Source organism: Eggerthella sinensis, assembly GCF_003339815.1.
Lineage (GTDB): Bacteria > Actinomycetota > Coriobacteriia > Coriobacteriales > Eggerthellaceae > Eggerthella > Eggerthella sinensis.
The window spans coordinates 69,990-85,734 of record NZ_PPTT01000005.1 but is presented as its reverse complement, the minus strand read 5'-3'; the positions used below and the strand labels follow the sequence as shown (position 1 = coordinate 85,734).

At 65.7% G+C, this 15,745-nt stretch carries 16 protein-coding genes and 1 other RNA gene; 12 read left to right on the top strand and 5 right to left on the bottom strand.

Translation table 11 applies throughout. The features are described 5' to 3' along the window. Window position 1: 1 nt before the first annotated feature. Window positions 2-1,804 (bottom strand): adenine deaminase, encoded by a 1,803-nt coding sequence (gene ade, locus C1876_RS04095; protein WP_114545446.1) that lies wholly within the window; start codon window positions 1,802-1,804, stop codon window positions 2-4. 126 nt (window positions 1,805-1,930) lie between these two features. On the opposite strand from ade, the gene C1876_RS04090 reads away from it, so the two are divergent. The 4 genes from C1876_RS04090 to C1876_RS04075 are packed head-to-tail and all read left to right on the top strand — an operon-like array spanning window position 1,931 to window position 3,827. After that, a complete protein-coding gene (locus tag C1876_RS04090) occupies window positions 1,931-2,386 on the top strand; it encodes a NanQ anomerase/TabA/YiaL family protein (RefSeq protein WP_114545445.1) in 456 nt (151 codons plus the stop codon). 6 nt (window positions 2,387-2,392) lie between these two features. Beyond that, the gene (locus tag C1876_RS04085) at window positions 2,393-2,773 is read left to right on the top strand and encodes a GIY-YIG nuclease family protein (protein ID WP_114545444.1); all 381 of its coding nucleotides are present in this window, start codon (window positions 2,393-2,395) and stop codon (window positions 2,771-2,773) included. Then, window positions 2,770-3,291 (top strand): P-loop NTPase family protein, encoded by a 522-nt coding sequence (locus tag C1876_RS04080; protein WP_114545443.1) that lies wholly within the window; start codon window positions 2,770-2,772, stop codon window positions 3,289-3,291. The genes C1876_RS04085 and C1876_RS04080 overlap by 4 nt, the downstream gene beginning before the upstream one ends. After that, window positions 3,288-3,827 carry a hypothetical protein gene (locus tag C1876_RS04075; protein ID WP_114545442.1) on the top strand — a complete coding sequence of 180 codons (540 nt, stop codon included), beginning with the start codon at window positions 3,288-3,290 and terminating at the stop codon, window positions 3,825-3,827. Before C1876_RS04080 ends, C1876_RS04075 begins: the two co-directional genes overlap by 4 nt. 12 nt (window positions 3,828-3,839) lie before the next feature. Here the strand turns inward: C1876_RS04075 and C1876_RS04070 are convergent, their stop codons facing one another. After that, on the bottom strand, window positions 3,840-6,071 hold the full coding sequence (locus C1876_RS04070) for a bifunctional alpha,alpha-trehalose-phosphate synthase (UDP-forming)/trehalose-phosphatase (protein WP_244910030.1): 2,232 nt from the start codon (window positions 6,069-6,071) through the stop codon (window positions 3,840-3,842). A gap of 296 nt (window positions 6,072-6,367) precedes the next feature. On the opposite strand from C1876_RS04070, the gene C1876_RS04065 reads away from it, so the two are divergent. From C1876_RS04065 to C1876_RS17475, 5 genes are all read left to right on the top strand, one after another. After that, complete coding sequence (locus C1876_RS04065) at window positions 6,368-6,649, top strand: hypothetical protein (protein ID WP_114545440.1); 282 nt, start codon at window positions 6,368-6,370, stop codon at window positions 6,647-6,649. Window positions 6,650-6,821: 172 nt separating this feature from the next. Then, complete coding sequence (locus tag C1876_RS04060; protein ID WP_114545439.1) at window positions 6,822-7,979, top strand: M42 family metallopeptidase; 1,158 nt, start codon at window positions 6,822-6,824, stop codon at window positions 7,977-7,979. A 7-nt stretch (window positions 7,980-7,986) separates the two neighbouring features. Continuing rightward, window positions 7,987-8,451: an SsrA-binding protein SmpB gene (smpB, locus tag C1876_RS04055; RefSeq protein ID WP_114545438.1), complete on the top strand. Its 465-nt coding sequence runs from the start codon at window positions 7,987-7,989 to the stop codon at window positions 8,449-8,451. 21 nt (window positions 8,452-8,472) lie between these two features. Continuing rightward, entirely contained in the window at window positions 8,473-9,282 is an 810-nt protein-coding gene (locus tag C1876_RS04050) for a hypothetical protein (protein WP_114545437.1), read from the top strand. Window positions 9,283-9,878: 596 nt separating this feature from the next. Beyond that, a complete protein-coding gene (locus C1876_RS17475; RefSeq protein ID WP_148044511.1) occupies window positions 9,879-10,286 on the top strand; it encodes a hypothetical protein in 408 nt (135 codons plus the stop codon). A gap of 214 nt (window positions 10,287-10,500) precedes the next feature. Here the strand turns inward: C1876_RS17475 and ssrA are convergent. Continuing rightward, window positions 10,501-10,869, bottom strand: a transfer-messenger RNA (tmRNA) gene (ssrA, locus tag C1876_RS04045). 289 nt (window positions 10,870-11,158) lie between these two features. Between ssrA and C1876_RS04040 the strand changes: the two genes are divergently transcribed. Next, the gene (locus C1876_RS04040; protein WP_244910029.1) at window positions 11,159-12,850 is read left to right on the top strand and encodes a L,D-transpeptidase family protein; all 1,692 of its coding nucleotides are present in this window, start codon (window positions 11,159-11,161) and stop codon (window positions 12,848-12,850) included. Window positions 12,851-12,901: 51 nt separating this feature from the next. Here C1876_RS04040 and C1876_RS04035 read toward each other — a convergent pair whose 3' ends face one another. Both C1876_RS04035 and C1876_RS04030 read right to left on the bottom strand, forming a co-directional pair. Next, the gene (locus tag C1876_RS04035) at window positions 12,902-13,387 is read right to left on the bottom strand and encodes an aminoacyl-tRNA deacylase (RefSeq protein WP_114545436.1); all 486 of its coding nucleotides are present in this window, start codon (window positions 13,385-13,387) and stop codon (window positions 12,902-12,904) included. A gap of 21 nt (window positions 13,388-13,408) precedes the next feature. Beyond that, window positions 13,409-14,023 carry a flavodoxin family protein gene (locus tag C1876_RS04030; protein WP_114545435.1) on the bottom strand — a complete coding sequence of 205 codons (615 nt, stop codon included), beginning with the start codon at window positions 14,021-14,023 and terminating at the stop codon, window positions 13,409-13,411. Between the two features lie 124 nt (window positions 14,024-14,147). On the opposite strand from C1876_RS04030, the gene murI reads away from it, so the two are divergent. Beyond that, window positions 14,148-15,059 carry a glutamate racemase gene (murI, locus tag C1876_RS04025; protein WP_114545434.1) on the top strand — a complete coding sequence of 304 codons (912 nt, stop codon included), beginning with the start codon at window positions 14,148-14,150 and terminating at the stop codon, window positions 15,057-15,059. 52 nt (window positions 15,060-15,111) lie between these two features. Further along, window positions 15,112-15,708 (top strand): RdgB/HAM1 family non-canonical purine NTP pyrophosphatase, encoded by a 597-nt coding sequence (rdgB, locus tag C1876_RS04020; RefSeq protein ID WP_114545433.1) that lies wholly within the window; start codon window positions 15,112-15,114, stop codon window positions 15,706-15,708. The last annotated feature ends 37 nt before the right edge of the window (window positions 15,709-15,745 follow it).

The window sequence follows — 15,745 nt, the reverse complement described above, 5'->3', positions numbered from 1 at the left end:
TTTATCCCGCCACCAGCTCCACGAACTCGAACTTCGTGCAATCGACCAGGCCTCGGTTCGTCAGCCTCAGCTCGGGCAGGCACGCCAGCGGTATGAGCGCCATGGTCATGAACGGCGACGGCATGGTGCAGCCGATTTCCGACCACGTTTTCTCCAGCCGATGCACCTTCTCGCTCATCTCCTCGGCGGGCAGCGCGTCCATCAGCCCGGCGATGGGGAGCTCCATGAGGCCGAGCACCTCGCCGTCGGCGACCACGACCATGCCGCCGCCGCACGCGGCGAGCGTGTTCGCGGCCAGGGCCATGTCCTCATCGTTCGTGCCCACGACCAGCAGGTTATGCGCGTCGTGCGCCACCGTCGAGGCCATTGCGCCGCGCTTGATGCCGAAGCCCTTCGTGAAGCCGTAGCCGAACGTGCCCGTCTCGTGATGGCGCTCGAACACGAACGTCTTGAGCACGTCCAGATCGGTGTCGGATTCCAGGCGCCCCTCGACCACGGGCAGGTCCACCAGCGTTTCGAACGTGCCCACCTTCCCGGGGATGATCTCGATCGTGCGCACGCGCACAGTGTCGCCCGCGCCCTCGGGGGCGGTCACGGCGAACGACTCCGCCGTGAGCTCGCGGCCCAGATGCATGGAGTGCGTCACCCATTCCGGGAACTGGAACGGCGGCAGGTCGAACAGCGGGCGCCCGTTTTCGGCCACGACGTCGCCGTCGATGAGCACGCGCGTGACCTGCAAGCTTTCCAGGTTGTCCAAAAACACGATGTCGGCGCACTTGCCCGGCGTGATGGAACCCAGGTCGTGGTCCATCTGGAAGCACTGCGCGCAGTTGATGGTGACCATCTGGATGGCCGTCACCGCGTCGATGCCCAGCTCGACGGCCGTGCGCACGATGTGGTCGAGGTGCCCGTCGGCCACGAGCGTGTGCGGGTGCGTGTCGTCGCTGACGAGCGTGGCGAAGCGCGTGTCGATGTCGTTCGCCAGAACGGCCTCGGCCAGCACGGGCAGGTCCTTCCACGCCGAGCCGTAGCGCAGCTGCGCGTACATGCCGAGGCGCATCTTCGCGAGCACGTCCTCGGGGCGCGTCGATTCGTGGCAGCAGCGCACGCCGGAGGCGATGTAGGCGTTGAGGCCGCGGTCGGTCTCGGGCATGGAGTAATGGCCGGTCACGATCTTGCCGGCTGCCAGGGTGGCGCCCACTTCGCCATGCGCGTGGTCGGTGCTGCCCAGGATGCCGGGGAAGTTCATCATCTCGCCGAGACCCACGACGTTCGGCCAATCCATGGTTTCCGCGATGTCGTCGGGGCCGATGAACGAGCCGGTGTCTTCGAAGCCGGGCACGGCGGGCACGCATGACGGGGTGGTGATCATCGTCTTGAGCGGCGTGCGCTGCGCGTCCTCGTCCATCACCTTCACGCCGTCGAGGCCCAGCACGTTGCAGATCTCGTGCGGGTCCATGTAGATGCCGGTGGTGCCGTGCGGCACGACGGCGCGCGCGTATTCTCCCACGCCCATCATGGACGACTCCACGTGAATGTGCCCGTCAAGGAAGCCGGGAGCCACGTACTGACCTGCGGCGTCGATGACGGCCGTGCCCTCGCCGATGCAGTGGTCGGCCTGCCCGAGGTAGGCGATGCGCCCCTCGGCGATGGCGATGTCGATGTCGTCCTGGATTTCGGCCGTGCACACGTTCACGAGCTTCGCGCCCTTGATCACCGTGTCGGCGGGCGCGAGTCCCTGAGCGACGGCCGAGAGCGTCTTCGAGCACTCCCAGAGAGGTTTCTTGCAGAAGGTGTTGATCATCGCCTTGCTCCTTCGATGGACGGCGCCGACACGCGGCGCGGGGCTGATGCGGCTCATTATAGCGTGCCCGCGCGCGGCAGGTGTATACTTGCGGCCAGTTGTGAAGATCGATCGAGAGGACATCGTATGCTGGTCACGTCGTTGGAGCACGCAGAAGGGCACGACTACCTATCCGAGCGTTTTCGCGCCGCGTATGCATTCCTCAACCGCTCCGATTTGGCCGAGCTGCCGCTCGGGCGCGTCGACATCAACGGCGACGACGTGTTCGCCAACGTGCAGGAGTACGAGACGGTGCCGGCGAGCGAGAAGCAGATGGAAGCCCATCGCCGCTACTACGACGTCCAGTACGTCGTGGAGGGCGAGGAGCTCATGGAGTACGCGCCGCTTGCGGGCCTCGAGGAGGCGCAGCCGTTCGACGAGCAGAGCGACTTCGGGCTGTACGTCGGCCCCGCGCTCCCGAGCGGCATCGTGCTGCGCGCGGGCGACACGGCCGTGCTCGCGCCCGAGGACGCGCACAAGCCGGGCTGCGCGCTCGGCGGCCCCGCTCGCGTGCGCAAAATCGTCGTGAAGGTGCGGGTCTAGCCCCGCATGCAGGCCCCCGGCTCGGACAGTTCCTCGTTCTTCCTCTACGTGCTCGAGTGCGCCGACGGCACCTGGTACACGGGCTACACCGTGGACGTCGACGAGCGCGTGCGCGCGCACAACGCCGGCGCGGGCGCGAAGTACACGCGCAGCCGCCGTCCCGTGCGCCTGCTCGTGCAGGCGACGTTTGCGACGAAGCACGAGGCCATGAGCGCCGAGTACCGGTTCAAGCGCCTATCGCGCCGTCAGAAGGAGCGCCTCGTACGCCGTGCAGCCCGCGAACCGTTCGAGCACGTGCTGCGCGCCATCATGCCGAGCGCCCCTGCGCGTGCGGACAAGGATGAGGCCCCGAGCGCGGAAGACGCCGAAGGCGGGGCTGTCGCATGAAGATCGCCGTGATCGGGTTCAGCGGGGCGGGGAAGTCCACGCTCGCTCGCCGTCTGGGCGCGCTTTACGATGCGTCCGTGCTGCACCTCGATGCGGTGGGCTGGCAAGCGGGATGGGTGCAGCGGGACAAGGCCGAGATGCGCGCGCTCGTGCAGGCGTTCCTCGACGAGCACGACGCGTGGGTGGTGGACGGCAACTGGCAGCGCGCCGACGACGGGCGCCGCTTCGAGGAAGCCGACCGCATCGTGTTCCTCGCGTTTCCTCGCTGGCGCTGCCTCGTGCGCGCCCTGCGGCGCTCCGTCGTCTATCGCGGGCGCACGCGCGTCGACATGGCGCCGGGGTGCCTCGAGAAGTTCGATCGGGAGTTCTTCTGGTGGATCATGCGCGACGGGCGGGCGCCGGCCATACGCGAGCGATACCGGCGAATCGTCGAAACGCACGGTGGGAAAACGGTGGTTCTGCGCACCCCGCGCGCCGTCGAGGGCTTTCTGTCCGAGGCGGGAGGAGCGCGCTTATGACCAGCCCCAATGAAAACATCGCGGCTGTGGCGCGCCTCCTCGAGCTCGAGGAGGCGCGCTGGACGCCGCATCGGACGTTCGACCTGCTGTCGTTCGTGCTGGGCGATCGGGCGCAGGTGGGTGATGCATCCCGCTACATCTTCGCGTACGCGCGCCATTGCGGCTACGACCTGCCGCCGTATCCGCTGGCCGGCTGCGGCGAGATACGCGAATTCTTCGCCGACGAGGGCGTGCGCAACGTGCCGGAGTGGTACGCGCGCACGCTCGGCCTGGACGAAGCCGCCTACGCCAAGCTGCCCGCGCAAACCATCGTGGTGGTGCGCGACCGCGACAACCGCCGCAAGGCGTTCTTCCTCGACGGCATCCGCTACCGCAACGCCGCCGCGTTCGAGAACCTCGCCGACAGCGGGCTGACCCGCACCCTCGACGAGGCCGAGCTCTCCGCGCTCATGCGGCAAATGCTCGCGTTCCTTACCGGCGCTGAAGTGCCGAACGACACGTCGATGGTCTTTTGCGGTGCGTCGCGCACGTTCTAGCGCGCCCGAGCCCTAGGCCTCTGCGAGCGCTTCCAGCAGCTGGCGCATCTCGCCGCAATTCTTCAGCGCGAAGCGGGCGAGGGTGGGGCCGCTGCCTATCTTGATGGTCCAGGCGCGCTCGGGCGCGGCCTCGAACACGTCCTCGTCGGTGCGGTCGTCGCCCGCGGCCAGCAGAAAGCCGTACGCGGGGTCGCGGAACCAGCGATGGGCCGCGTGCCCCTTGTCCACGCCGCGCGGCTTCACCTCGACCACCTTGTTGCCGTCCATGAGCGCGATGCCGCGGTCGGCCAGCCCGTCGCCCAGCGCGTTCTTGATCTCGATGACGCGGCGTTCGGCCAGTTCCTGGCTGCATGTGCGGTAGTGCCACACGAGCGAGTAGTCCTTCTCTTCCAGCAGCGATCCGGGCGTGCGGTCAACGAAGTCGGCCAGCACGGGCCGCACGGCCTCCTTCCAGCTGTTGTCGAGCGGCTCCTGCATCGTCCACGTGCGGCCCGTTCTGCCCGCCCGCTCCGCGAACCACACGCCGTGCTCGGCCACGAGGTCCACCGGCAGCGCGCCCAGCCACGCTTCGAGCGTGGCATGGTCGCGGCCCGACACCACCACCACGTCGTTGCCCTCGTGCCCGCCCAGCCGGGCGAGCACCTTCAGCAGCCGCTCGTCGGGCGCGACGCGCGCGGGGTCGTCGGAGAACGGCATGAGCGTGCCGTCGTAGTCGAGCAGCAGCGCCCGCCGTCCCGCGGCGTGAAACGCGTCGAGCAGCCGGCCCGCCGACGTCGGACCCAGCAAATGCGCGCTCATGCCCGCCTGCCGGCGCTTGACGTCGTCCACGGCGGCAAGGAATTCGCGCGCCCACTTCTTCGACGTGTAGCGTGCCAGGCGTTGCTGCATGGGCGCGTTGCGGCGCCGCTGCTCGTCGGGCGGCATGGTGAGCGCCTGCTGCATGGCCTCGACGATGCCCGCGCGGTCGAAGGGGTTCACGCACAGCGCCTCGTGCAGCTCGTAGGACGCGCCCGCCATCTCGGACAGCACGAGCACGCCGCCGTCGCCGTCGTGGCAGGCCAGGTACTCCTTGCACACGAGGTTCATGCCGTCGCGCAGCGGCGTGACCAGCATGACGTCGCTCGCGGCGTACAGGCTGACCAACTGATCGAACGGCAGCGCGCGGTAGTAGTAGTCCACCGGCGTCCAGTCCATGGTGGAGTGCTTGCCGTTGATGAGGCCCACCAGCTCGTCGATGCGCTTCTTGAGCGCGCGGTACGACGCCACGTTCTCGCGGGAGGGCACGGTGACCAGCATGAGCACCACGCGCCCGGCCCACTCGGGATGACGGTCGAGGAAGGCGTCGAAGGCGTCGAGCCGCTCGGGAATGCCCTTCGAGTAGTCGAGCCGCTCCACCGAGAGCATCACCTTGCAGCCGTCGTGGCCCTTTTCGGCGGCAAGCGATTCCACGGACGCGCGCACCGAGGGCTTGCGCGCCGCGTCGCGGTAGCGCGCGTAGTCGATGCCGAGCGGAAACGCGTCCACCTGCACGATGCGCCCGTCGACGGACAGGGTGCCGCTCGTGTTCTCGATGCCCGCCACGCGGCGGCAGCTCGACAGGAAGTGGCGCACGTAGTCGTAGGCGTGAAAGCCGATGAGGTCGGCCCCCAGCACGCCGCGGATGATCTCGTCGCGCCACGGCAGCGTGCGGAACGTCTCGTAGTCGGGGAAGGGGATGTGCAGGAAGAAGCCGATGGCCACGTCCGGCAGCTTCGCCCGCAGCATCGACGGCAGCAGCATGAGGTGGTAGTCCTGAATCCACAGCGTGTCGCCGGGCCGCGCCTCGGCCAGCACCGCTTCGCAGAAGCGCTCGTTCACGCGGCGATAGGCCTCCCATTCCTCTTCGTCGAAGCGGGTGAACTGGGGAAATCCGTGGAACAGCGGCCAGATGGCGGAGTTCGAGAACCCCTCGTAGTACGCTTCGGCGTCGTCCTCGTCGAGGAACACCGGGCGGCAGGCGCGCTCGCCGAGTGCGGCGGACAGGTGCGCGCGCTCCTCCTCGTCCATGCAGGCGTCGGCGTCCGCCCACCCGATCCACAGGTTGCCGTCCTGCTCGTGGAGCGGGCCGAGGCCGGTTGCCAGGCCGCCCACGCTGCGCGCGAACGCGAAGCCGCCCGCGCCGTCGTCCTCGAAGCGGTACGGCAGGCGGTTCGACACGATGATGAGCCTCCCCGCGTCCTGCGCGGAGGCTTCCCGGGCTTCCACGCGGGGCCGCCCGGCGGCCGCGGAGGGCGCAAGGGGAGCGTCGATCCTGGTCGGAGGCATGATATCGAGGATGTCGCGACGGGGGGTCGCGAGGGTTGTTTCGCGTGTGCGCATGGGTCCACCTTTGCTGTCTTTCCTGCCATTGTAGGGAAGCGCGCCGGATACGCCCGAAGCGGTTGCACCCTTGTTTCGCGGCTGTCAGGCCGTCGTGAACGCGCCCTTTTCTGGAGGCATGTCCGGCTTGCTTGCGGTATCATGCGAGAGACGCACTCAACCACGACCTCCGAAGGAAGGATATGCAGACCTACATCGCCCATTACCGTTCACCCGCCGCTTCCGACACGCAGGGCGTGGGGCTCTTCGAGTTCGAGAGCGAAGCCCGCGCGGGCACGAAGATGAACCTGCGCGACGCGCGCCTCAAGATGCTCGAGCTGTTCGGCAAGGACGCCGTGCCGTGGAACATCGACAGCGTCGAGCGGAAGAAAGCGTCGGAGGCCTCGCAGGACGGTCAGCTCGAGCTGGACTTTCGTCCGCCGAAGAAGCAGCGCAAGCGCGCGAAAACCAAGGAATACTGGTAGGCTCGCACCGCGTCGACCCGCGCATGCGTCCGCACGCTTCGTGGTGCTCCGGTGACAGCCTAACGTCATCTGCGATGAGCGCGTCGCTTGTCGATGCAAACCGCTATAATGCTCCCATACCACTAACGCGCCGCACGCCCCGCGCGCGGCCTCACCCAGAACAGGGAGCGCTATGAAGAACAAGCAGGTGAAATTCCTCAAGCAACTGCTCGAGACGCCGTCCGCCACCGGCACCGAGATCGCCGTGGCCGAGCTCGTGCGCGAGCGCCTGGCCGGTACGGCCGACGAGATTCAAACCGACGTCATGGGATCGGTGCACGCCCGCCTTTCCGGCACGGGCGTGGCGCCTTCGCTCATGCTGTCCGCCCACATGGACGAGATCGGCCTCATGGTCACCTACATCTCCGACGAGGGCTTTCTGTCCGTGTCGTCGGTGGGCGGCGTGGACGCGGCCATCCTGCCCGGCATGCGCGTGGACGTGCACGCCTCCAACTCCATGGAACCGCTGCGCGGCGTGGTGGGCCGCAAGCCCATCCACCTCATCGAGCCCGACGAGCGCAAGAGCGTCACGCCCATCGACAAGCTGGTCATCGACCTCGGCATGCCGGCGAAGCGCGTGAAGAAGCTCGTCATGGTGGGCGACGTCATCACCTTCGGCGTGGGCTTCGAGCGCTTCGGCAAGAACATGGCCGTGTCGCGCGCCTTCGACGACAAGGCGGGCGTGTGGATTGCCACGCGCGTGCTCGAGACGTTGGCCGAGGAAGGCCGCGCTCCCGGCGACTTCATCGTGGCCGCCACCGTGCAGGAGGAAATCGGCACGCGCGGCGCCATCACGTCCACCTACGGCGTGAACCCCGATGTGGCCGTGGCCTTCGACGTGACGCACGCCACCGACTATCCCGGCATCGACAAGACGAAGTACGGCAAGATCGTGTGCGGCGAAGGCCCCGTCATCGCGCGCGGCCCCAACATCAACCCGGCCGTGTTCGAGCGCCTTGTGGCGGCGGCCGAGGCCGAGGGCATCCCGTACCAGATCGAGGCCGAGCCCGGCGTCACCGGCACCGATGCGCGCTCCATCCAGATCACCCGCGGCGGCATCCCCACCGGCCTCGTGTCCGTGGCGCTGCGCTACATGCACACGCCCACCGAAGTGGTGAGCCTCGACGACCTCGATGCCACGGTGAAGCTGCTCGTGCGCTTCGCGCGCGATTTGGGCGAGGACGCCTGCTTCGTGCCGGGCATGGGCGACGCGGTCACCGAGGACGACGCTGATGCGGCCGACGACGAGTCCGCCGCGCAGATGCAGTTCGACGAAACGGGCGTGGAGTAGGCCGGCCGTGAAACGCGAAGAAAAGACTATCGCCAAGAATAAAAAGGCGTTCCACGAGTACGAGATCCTCGAATCGCTCGAGGCGGGCATCGAGCTGACGGGCACCGAGGTGCGCTCGCTGCGCGAGAACCATTGCCAGCTCACCGACTGCTTCGCGCTCATCCGCGACGGCGAGGTGTGGCTGCACAACGTGCACATCCCGCCGTACGTGAACGGCAACATCGCCAACCCCGATCCCGACCGCAAGCGCAAGCTGCTGCTGCACAAGAAGCAGATCCGCATGCTGCAGGAGCAGGTGAAAGAGAAGGGCATGGCGCTCGTGCCCGTGAAGATGTACTTCAAGGACAATTCGCTCGTGAAGGTGGAGCTGGCCGTCGCGCGCGGCAAGAAGCTCTACGACAAGCGGGCGACCATGGCGGCGCGCGATTCCCGCCGCGAGGTGGAGCGCGCGCTCAAGGAACGCAGCCGCTAAGACACAGGACAGGAGGCCATCATGGGCTTGGACGAGGAACTGGATACCATCGAAGACGGCGCCGAGACGGAAGCCGAGCAGATCGACCAGGAGACGGAACTCGAGGACGTCGAGGAGTTCCAGGACGACGAAGAGTTCGATCCGCAGGACGAGGAAACCGACCTCGAAGAGGCCTACGAGGGCTTTTTCGCCGAGGAGGGCCCCGATGGCGAGGGCGAGACCTCGCCCGTCGGCGACGGCGGCCTGGCCACGCTCGTCGAGGATCAGACGGGCCTCGACCTGTCCGAAGAGGGCTTCCACATCGTCGACGGCGATCGCGAAGCGGCCGAAGACGAGCTGTACGAGAAGGGCTCCCTCGACACCTACGATGCCGATGCCCTCGACGAGGACGGCGACGTCACCGCCGGCGCCGTGTCCGAGATCACCGAGGCGAACGCGTTGGAGGAGCTCGAGGACGGGCAGGCCGACGACGTGCAGGACGTGACCATCATCGAGCCGAGCGCCGAAGACGACGGCTACGAGCTGGTGGAGCTCGAGCTCGACGACGATGACATCGTGCGCTACATCGAGGACGAGGACGGCGACGTCATCGGCTTCGTGCTCGAGGAAGACGGCGAAGAGGTGGAGTACTTCTACGTCGAGGAAGAGGAAGGCGAAGCTTCCGACGACGACAACGAGTTCGACTTCGGCATCACGAAGGAGGGCGTCGCCGCCGCCACGAGCGACATGAACGCCATCTACAAGGACGGCATCGCCGTAGCCGCCGAGCTCAAAGGCGCCTTCGACGACATCAAGAGCGCCTTCGACTTCACGTCCATTCTGAAGAAGTAGGGCGTCCCCGCGCACGCAAAGGGCCCCCGTCGGCGATGCCGGCGGGGGCCCTGTCATTGGTGGTGGAGGCGCGGAATCGGAGTGGGTGAAATCAGCGAAAATCAGAAATGATGAGGAACATAACAGAAGTAACGAACTGGATTTGCCAACAACGATAAGGCTCGACAAGCAAGCTAAGCTCGGTGCAATTAAGGAAGGTTCTCGCAATGCACTAAACCTTAAGAATGGAGGATGTCGAGAGGGTGGGTTGCGGCGTGGGTTTATGCATGTGAAAGGGATTCGTCTAAATTGGTGTTGCAACCCATCGACGTGCATAAGTGCTAGTAAAACGAAGGTCATAAACAGCCTGAAGAATTATGATGGGGTAGCGTTCGCCGCGTCCGCACACGAAAAGGACCTTGTGTGTGATACCCGCAAGGTCCTGTGCGATTGGCGAAGGTAGGGTATCTTGATCGCGAAAAACTAATTGATAAGTGAAGCTATCGGTATGCTGTGGCAACAAAAGCGCCAAGCCTCATTGTGAGTTTTTCGGGTGACTTGATCTTGTTTTGGTAAGATGATAATTAAGATAATCTATTTGAAAGGAAAGTGCAGTAATGCAAGATTATGTGGGACTGTTAGGGGCGGTAATAGGCTCGCTTCTAACGATACTTGTAAGCCTTCTTCTTAATATGGTCAATAATCAAGCTTTAAACGCAAAGATTAGTATATACAACGGGTGGAGGATCAACGCTAAACCTGACGAGATGGCTGCTCTTGTGCGTTTGAGAAAACAGATAGTAAAGCGTATTGGCACAATGACGTGGAAAGACAATGCCGAAGTAGCGGTTACCATTCTGCTCTTTGCGGCTGCTTGCACTTTGTTCGGTCATTCGTTTTCTGGTCTTCCACAGTATCCAATCTGGATGGTTCCGCTTAGTGCTCTTGCCCTGGTTGCGATAGGCATGCTTGCGGGTGCAAAGCTGTTTGATGAATCGAATCCGAAAGATGCCAAACGAAAATGAGTAATAATTGCAACAGGAGGCGATAAGATAAGGGCAATTGAGAATATGTCTAATTCGCGTATCTGAAAATCCAAAACAATGGAGAGGGAAATGCTATGAAAAGCGTTCATCGCATTGGGCGGGCAATCGATGAGATTGGCATTTGAGCCTCCGCTCTTCCCCCGCGCACGCAAAGGGCCCCCGTCGGCGATGCCGGCGGGGGCCCTGTCATTGGTGGTGGAGGCGCGGAGAATCGAACTCCGGTCCATACTACATAATCCATGAGGCTCTACAAGCTTAGTCCGTGGTCGAGGTTCGGATGCGGCCGGCCCGCGGACAAGCGAGACGCACCCTAGCCGGTTCGATCTTTGCCTGAGCCATACCGGCTACGTGCTCAAGCGCATTCCCCTGAGTTGATGCCGAACCGAGGATCGGGGACATTCCAAGGTCGACAGCCTGGTGCTATTAAGCAGCCATGGCGAGCGCCGGAGCGCTCTGAGTGTTGTTCTTGCCAATTAAATTGACGGTACCCCTGTTTAACGTGGCGAGGAGACCACGACCTGCTCCTCATTTCAAACGTACCATGTCGAAACCAGTCGCCCCCAAAGAGGTGCAAGGCCGTTCCGCATCGCTGCGGGGCGGTTGCCGGGGTCGAAGGCCCACCTTGTCAATGTTCGCGCAGGGCGCGCGGCCCGCCGAAGCGGTCGCTCGTTTTCTGCGAACATCCATTCTATCCGCACCCCTGCGTTTGTCAAGGTTGTTGGCTTCTCATGCGCGCCCCGTGTCGAAATTGTGACAATCGCAGCGCAGCTTGAACGTGGGACGTTTTGTTACAGGAGAATTAATCTCGACTTGCTACAATGAACGAACGACCCAGACCCATGAGAGTGATTATGAGCGAAAACAAGTCTGACAAGCCGTCGCGCGGCCGTCACGCCGCCGGCGCTCACCATAGCGACGCCGTACCGAGCCAGCCCGCCCCCGTCGTGCCTCCCGTGCCTCCCGTGGTGCCCCCGGTGCAACCGACGGCGGCCATGCCTGCGCAGGCACGGCCGACGCGGCCGCCCAAAGGGCAGGAGCCGCCGCTGCGCTATGCTTCTGACCAGGTATTTCAGCCACTCGGCGGCATGCGTCCCGTCGACATGGGGCAGGCTGCTCCCGTCCGCGAGCGCAAGCACAAGCCCCTCAAGATCCTCGGCATCACGTTCGGCGTCATCATCGCGCTGCTGCTCGTTGCCTACGCGGGCGTGGCCCTGTACTTCACCGACCGCTTCATGCCGAACTCCACCATCGGCGACATCGACGTGTCGCTCATGTCGGCGGGCGACGCGGAGAAGGTGCTGTCGGATTCCATCAAAGACTACGCGCTGTCCATCGACGGGCAGGGCTTCACGCTCAAGCTGAGTGCGACGGACGCGGGCTTGTCCATCGACGAGAACAAGGTCGTGCACGACATGCTGTCCGACATGAACCCGTGGGCTTGGCCGTTCGAGCTGCGCGAAACGCATGACGAGACGGCGAAGCTCGTGGCCACCTACAACGGCACGGGGCTTGAGGACGCCATCCGCACGGCGGTGGCCTCCTTCAACGAGGGCGCCACGCAGCCCACGAACGCCGCCATCTCCTACGACGATGCGCAGGCCGCCTTCGTCGTGCAGCCCGAAGCCGTCGGCACCGCCCTCGACGCCGATGCGGTGATCAAGGCCGCCGACGACGCAGTGGCCGGCCTCGACCCGCAGGTGAAGCTCACCTCCGAGCAGCTGCTCAAGCCCACGGTGCTCTCCACCGATCCGAAGCTCACCGCGGCGGCCGATTCGGCGAACACCATGATCAAGGCCAACCTCGTGCTGAACATGGCGGGCACGCCGGCCGGCACCGTGGACGCGAGCCTCGTGTCGCAATGGGTGAAGCTGGCCGACGACCTCACGGTCACGCTCGACGAGGACGCGCTCACCGCATGGGTGGGCGAGCTGGCCGCCGCCTGCAACACCATCGGCACGCAGCGCACCTACACGCGCCCCGACGGCAAGACCTTCACGGTGGCCGGCGGCACGTACGGCTGGGCCGTGGACGAGGGGTCCCTGCTCACGCTCGTGAAGGACGCCGTGGCGAACGGCACGGCGGACTCCATCGACATCCCGTGCACGCAGACCGGCGACGCGTACAACGGCGCCGGCAAGCAGGACTGGGGCAACCGCTACGTCGACGTCGACCTGTCCGAGCAGCACGCGCGCTTCTACGACGCGTCGGGCGCGGTCATCTGGGAGTCGGACATCATCACGGGCAAGCCCGACGGCGAGCACGACACCCCCTCGGGCGTGTACATGGTGAACGCCATGGCAAGTCCCTCGAAGCTCATCGGGTACAACGGCAACGAGAAGATCTACGAGACCGAGGTGCAGTACTGGATGCCGTTCGTGGGCAACTACATCGGCTTCCACGATGCCGATTGGCAGCCGGCGTTCGGCGGCACGCTGTACGCCGACGGCGCGGGCAGCCACGGATGCGTGAACCTGCCCCCGTCGCTGGCCGCATCGCTCTACGGCATGCTGTCGTCGGGCGACACGGTGGTCGTGCACTGGTAGAGAACGAACGCGGGCCCGCATCATGCGGGCCCGCTGCGTGTCGCGCCGAGGTCACACCACGGTGAGATCGGCTACCGTGAGCGGCACCACGCGCGCCAGGTCGTCGGGCGCCATCTCGATTTGGCACCCGATGCGCCCGCCCGAGAACGCGATGCGCTCGTGCAGCGCCGACGTCTCGTCGATGGCGGTGGGGAAGGGCTTGAGCATGGCGAGCGGCGAGCACCCGCCGTGCACGTAGCCCGTGAGCGGCAGCAGCTCGCGCGAGCGCACCATGGCCACCGCCTTCTCGCCCACGGCGGCTGCGGCCTTCTTCAGGTCGAGCTCGCAGGCCACGGGGATCATGAACACGTAGTGCTCGCCCGACTTGCCCTGCGTCACGAGCGTCTTGAACACGGTGTCGGGGTCGAGGTCGAGGATGCGCGCCACCTCCACGCCCGAGAGCGCCTCGGGGCAGTCGAAGAACCGCGCCCGATAGACGGCTCCCACCGCATCGAGCACGCGCATGGCGTTCGTCTTGTGGTCGTGTTCCTTGGCCATCGTCGGCATCTTCCGTTGCGGCTAGCGGATGAAGTTCGTCATGATCTTCTGCTCCACCGTCGGCGCGGGCACCGCGGCGGTCGCCTGCAGCATCCAGGCCATGTTCGTGCCCAGCACGCGCATGATCTGCATGCCCTCGGCATCCTGGCGCACCTGCTCGACGCTTTGGCCGTGCACGACGGGCCAGTAGTTCGAGGAAACCACCGGCATGCAGCAAATCTGGAAGTACTTGTTGATCTGGTCGACGGCCAGGATGGTGCCCGCGCGACGCGCCGAAGCGATGGCGGCCGCGGGCTTGAAGCGCAGCTGCGACGAGGCGGCGAAGAACAGGCGGTCGAGCACCGACAGGAGCGCCCCGTTCGCGCCGGCGTAGAAGACGGGCGAGCCTACGATGAGCCCGTCGGCGTCAAGCGCCTTCTCGATGAGGCCGTTCACCACATCGTCGTCGAAGATGCAGCGGTGGTCGCCGCGTTTGCTGCAGCCGCCGCAGCCCAGGCAGCCGCGGATGGGATCGCGTCCGATCCAGGCGATCTCGGTTTCCACGCCCTGCGCCTCAAGCGCGCCGGCCACCTCGGCGAGCGCCGTGTGCGTGCAGCGCTCCTCGTTCGGGCTCCCGTTGATAAGCAGTACCTTCATGATGCGTTCCTCTCGTCTGATGTTCTTCGGAGTGCTCGCTTCTCTCATGAATCAGGTTAGCAGAAACTATGACCAGCCGGTATCGAATGCAAACAACCAACGAAGCCTACGCTATACTGGCGGTATGGATATCAACGAGACATTGGCTGAAACCCCCGCTGTGGCGGATGGTTCCCCCTTCGACAACGCGCCTATCGGCGTGTTCGACTCGGGGTTCGGGGGCCTCACCGTGGCGCGCGAGATCGCGAAAGAGCTGCCGCACGAGTCCATCGTCTACCTGGGCGATTCGCTGCGCTGCCCCTACGGCCCGCGCAGCTTGGACGAAGTGGACGGCTTCGTGCAGCAGATCGGCGCGTGGCTGGTCGAGCGCGGTGTGAAGATCGTCGTCATCGCGTGCAACACGGCCACGGCGGCCGGGCTTTCCCATGCGCAGCAGACGTTCCCCGTGCCGGTCGTCGGCGTGGTTGAGCCGGGTTCCCGCGCGGCGGCGCGCGCGACGGAGAATCAGCGCGTGGGCGTCATCGCCACGAAGGCCACGGTGGAATCGGACGCCTACACGAAGGCCATCCGCCACCTCGACGAGGGCATCACCGTGTTCTCCACGGCAACGCCGCGCTTCGTGGAAATCGCCGAACAGGGCCTGCGCATGGCCGAAGGCCCCATCGAGGACTTCACGTCGCTCGTGTCGAAGGTGTACGTGCGCCCCGCGTTCGAGGAGATCGCGCGCGAGTACCTCGAGCCCCTGAGGCGCAGCGGCATCGACACGCTCGTGCTGGGCTGCACGCACTTCCCGCTGCTGAAGGCGCTGATCGGAAGCGTGGTGGGGCGCGACGTCACGCTCATCTCGTCCGGGCAGGAGACGGCGCGCGAAGTGGCCGACATCCTGGCTCGCCGCGGCGCGCTCGCCGCGGGCGATCACGAGCCGACCTACGAGTTTTTCACGACGGGGGAGGACGTGGAGGAGTTCCGCAGCTTCGGTGGGCGCGTGTTCCGCACGGGCATCGACGACGTGGGCCGCGTCGCGTTCCCCTCGTAGCCCCGTCGAGCGCATCAACCATCCTATCGGCATCAGATTGGAGCCATGCAGCATGAAAACCATCGTCATAGCCAGCAACAACGCGCACAAGGCCGAGGAGATCGCCACGGCGCTCGACTTCCCCGGTTGGGAGTTCCACACGCTGCGCGAGCTGGGGCTCGAGTCCGACCCGGCCGAGGACGCCGATTCGTTCGAGGGCAACGCGCGCATCAAGGCGCAGGCGGCCCGCGCGGCGAGCGGCGGCAAGGCCGTGCTGGCCGACGACTCGGGTTTGGCGGTGGACGCGCTCGACGGCGCGCCCGGCGTGTACTCGGCGCGCTACGCGGGCGAGGACGCCACCGATGCCGACAACAACGTCAAGCTGCTGGCCGCGTTGGCCGACGTTCCCGACGAGCAGCGTACGGCGCGCTTCGTGTGCACGCTCGTGTTCATCGACGAGGACGGCACCGAAGAGGTGGCGTACGGCACCATCGAGGGCCGCATCGGCCGCGAAGAGCGCGGCGACCACGGCTTCGGCTACGACCCGCTGTTCCTGCCCGACGTGTTCGACGACGGTCGCACCCTGGCCGAGGCCCTGCCGCACGAGAAGAACGCCGTCTCCCACCGCGGCAACGCGCTGCGCGAGCTGCGCGCGAAGCTGGAGGGCTAGCGCAGCGAGCGGCGACGAGGGAAGATCGACGAGAAAG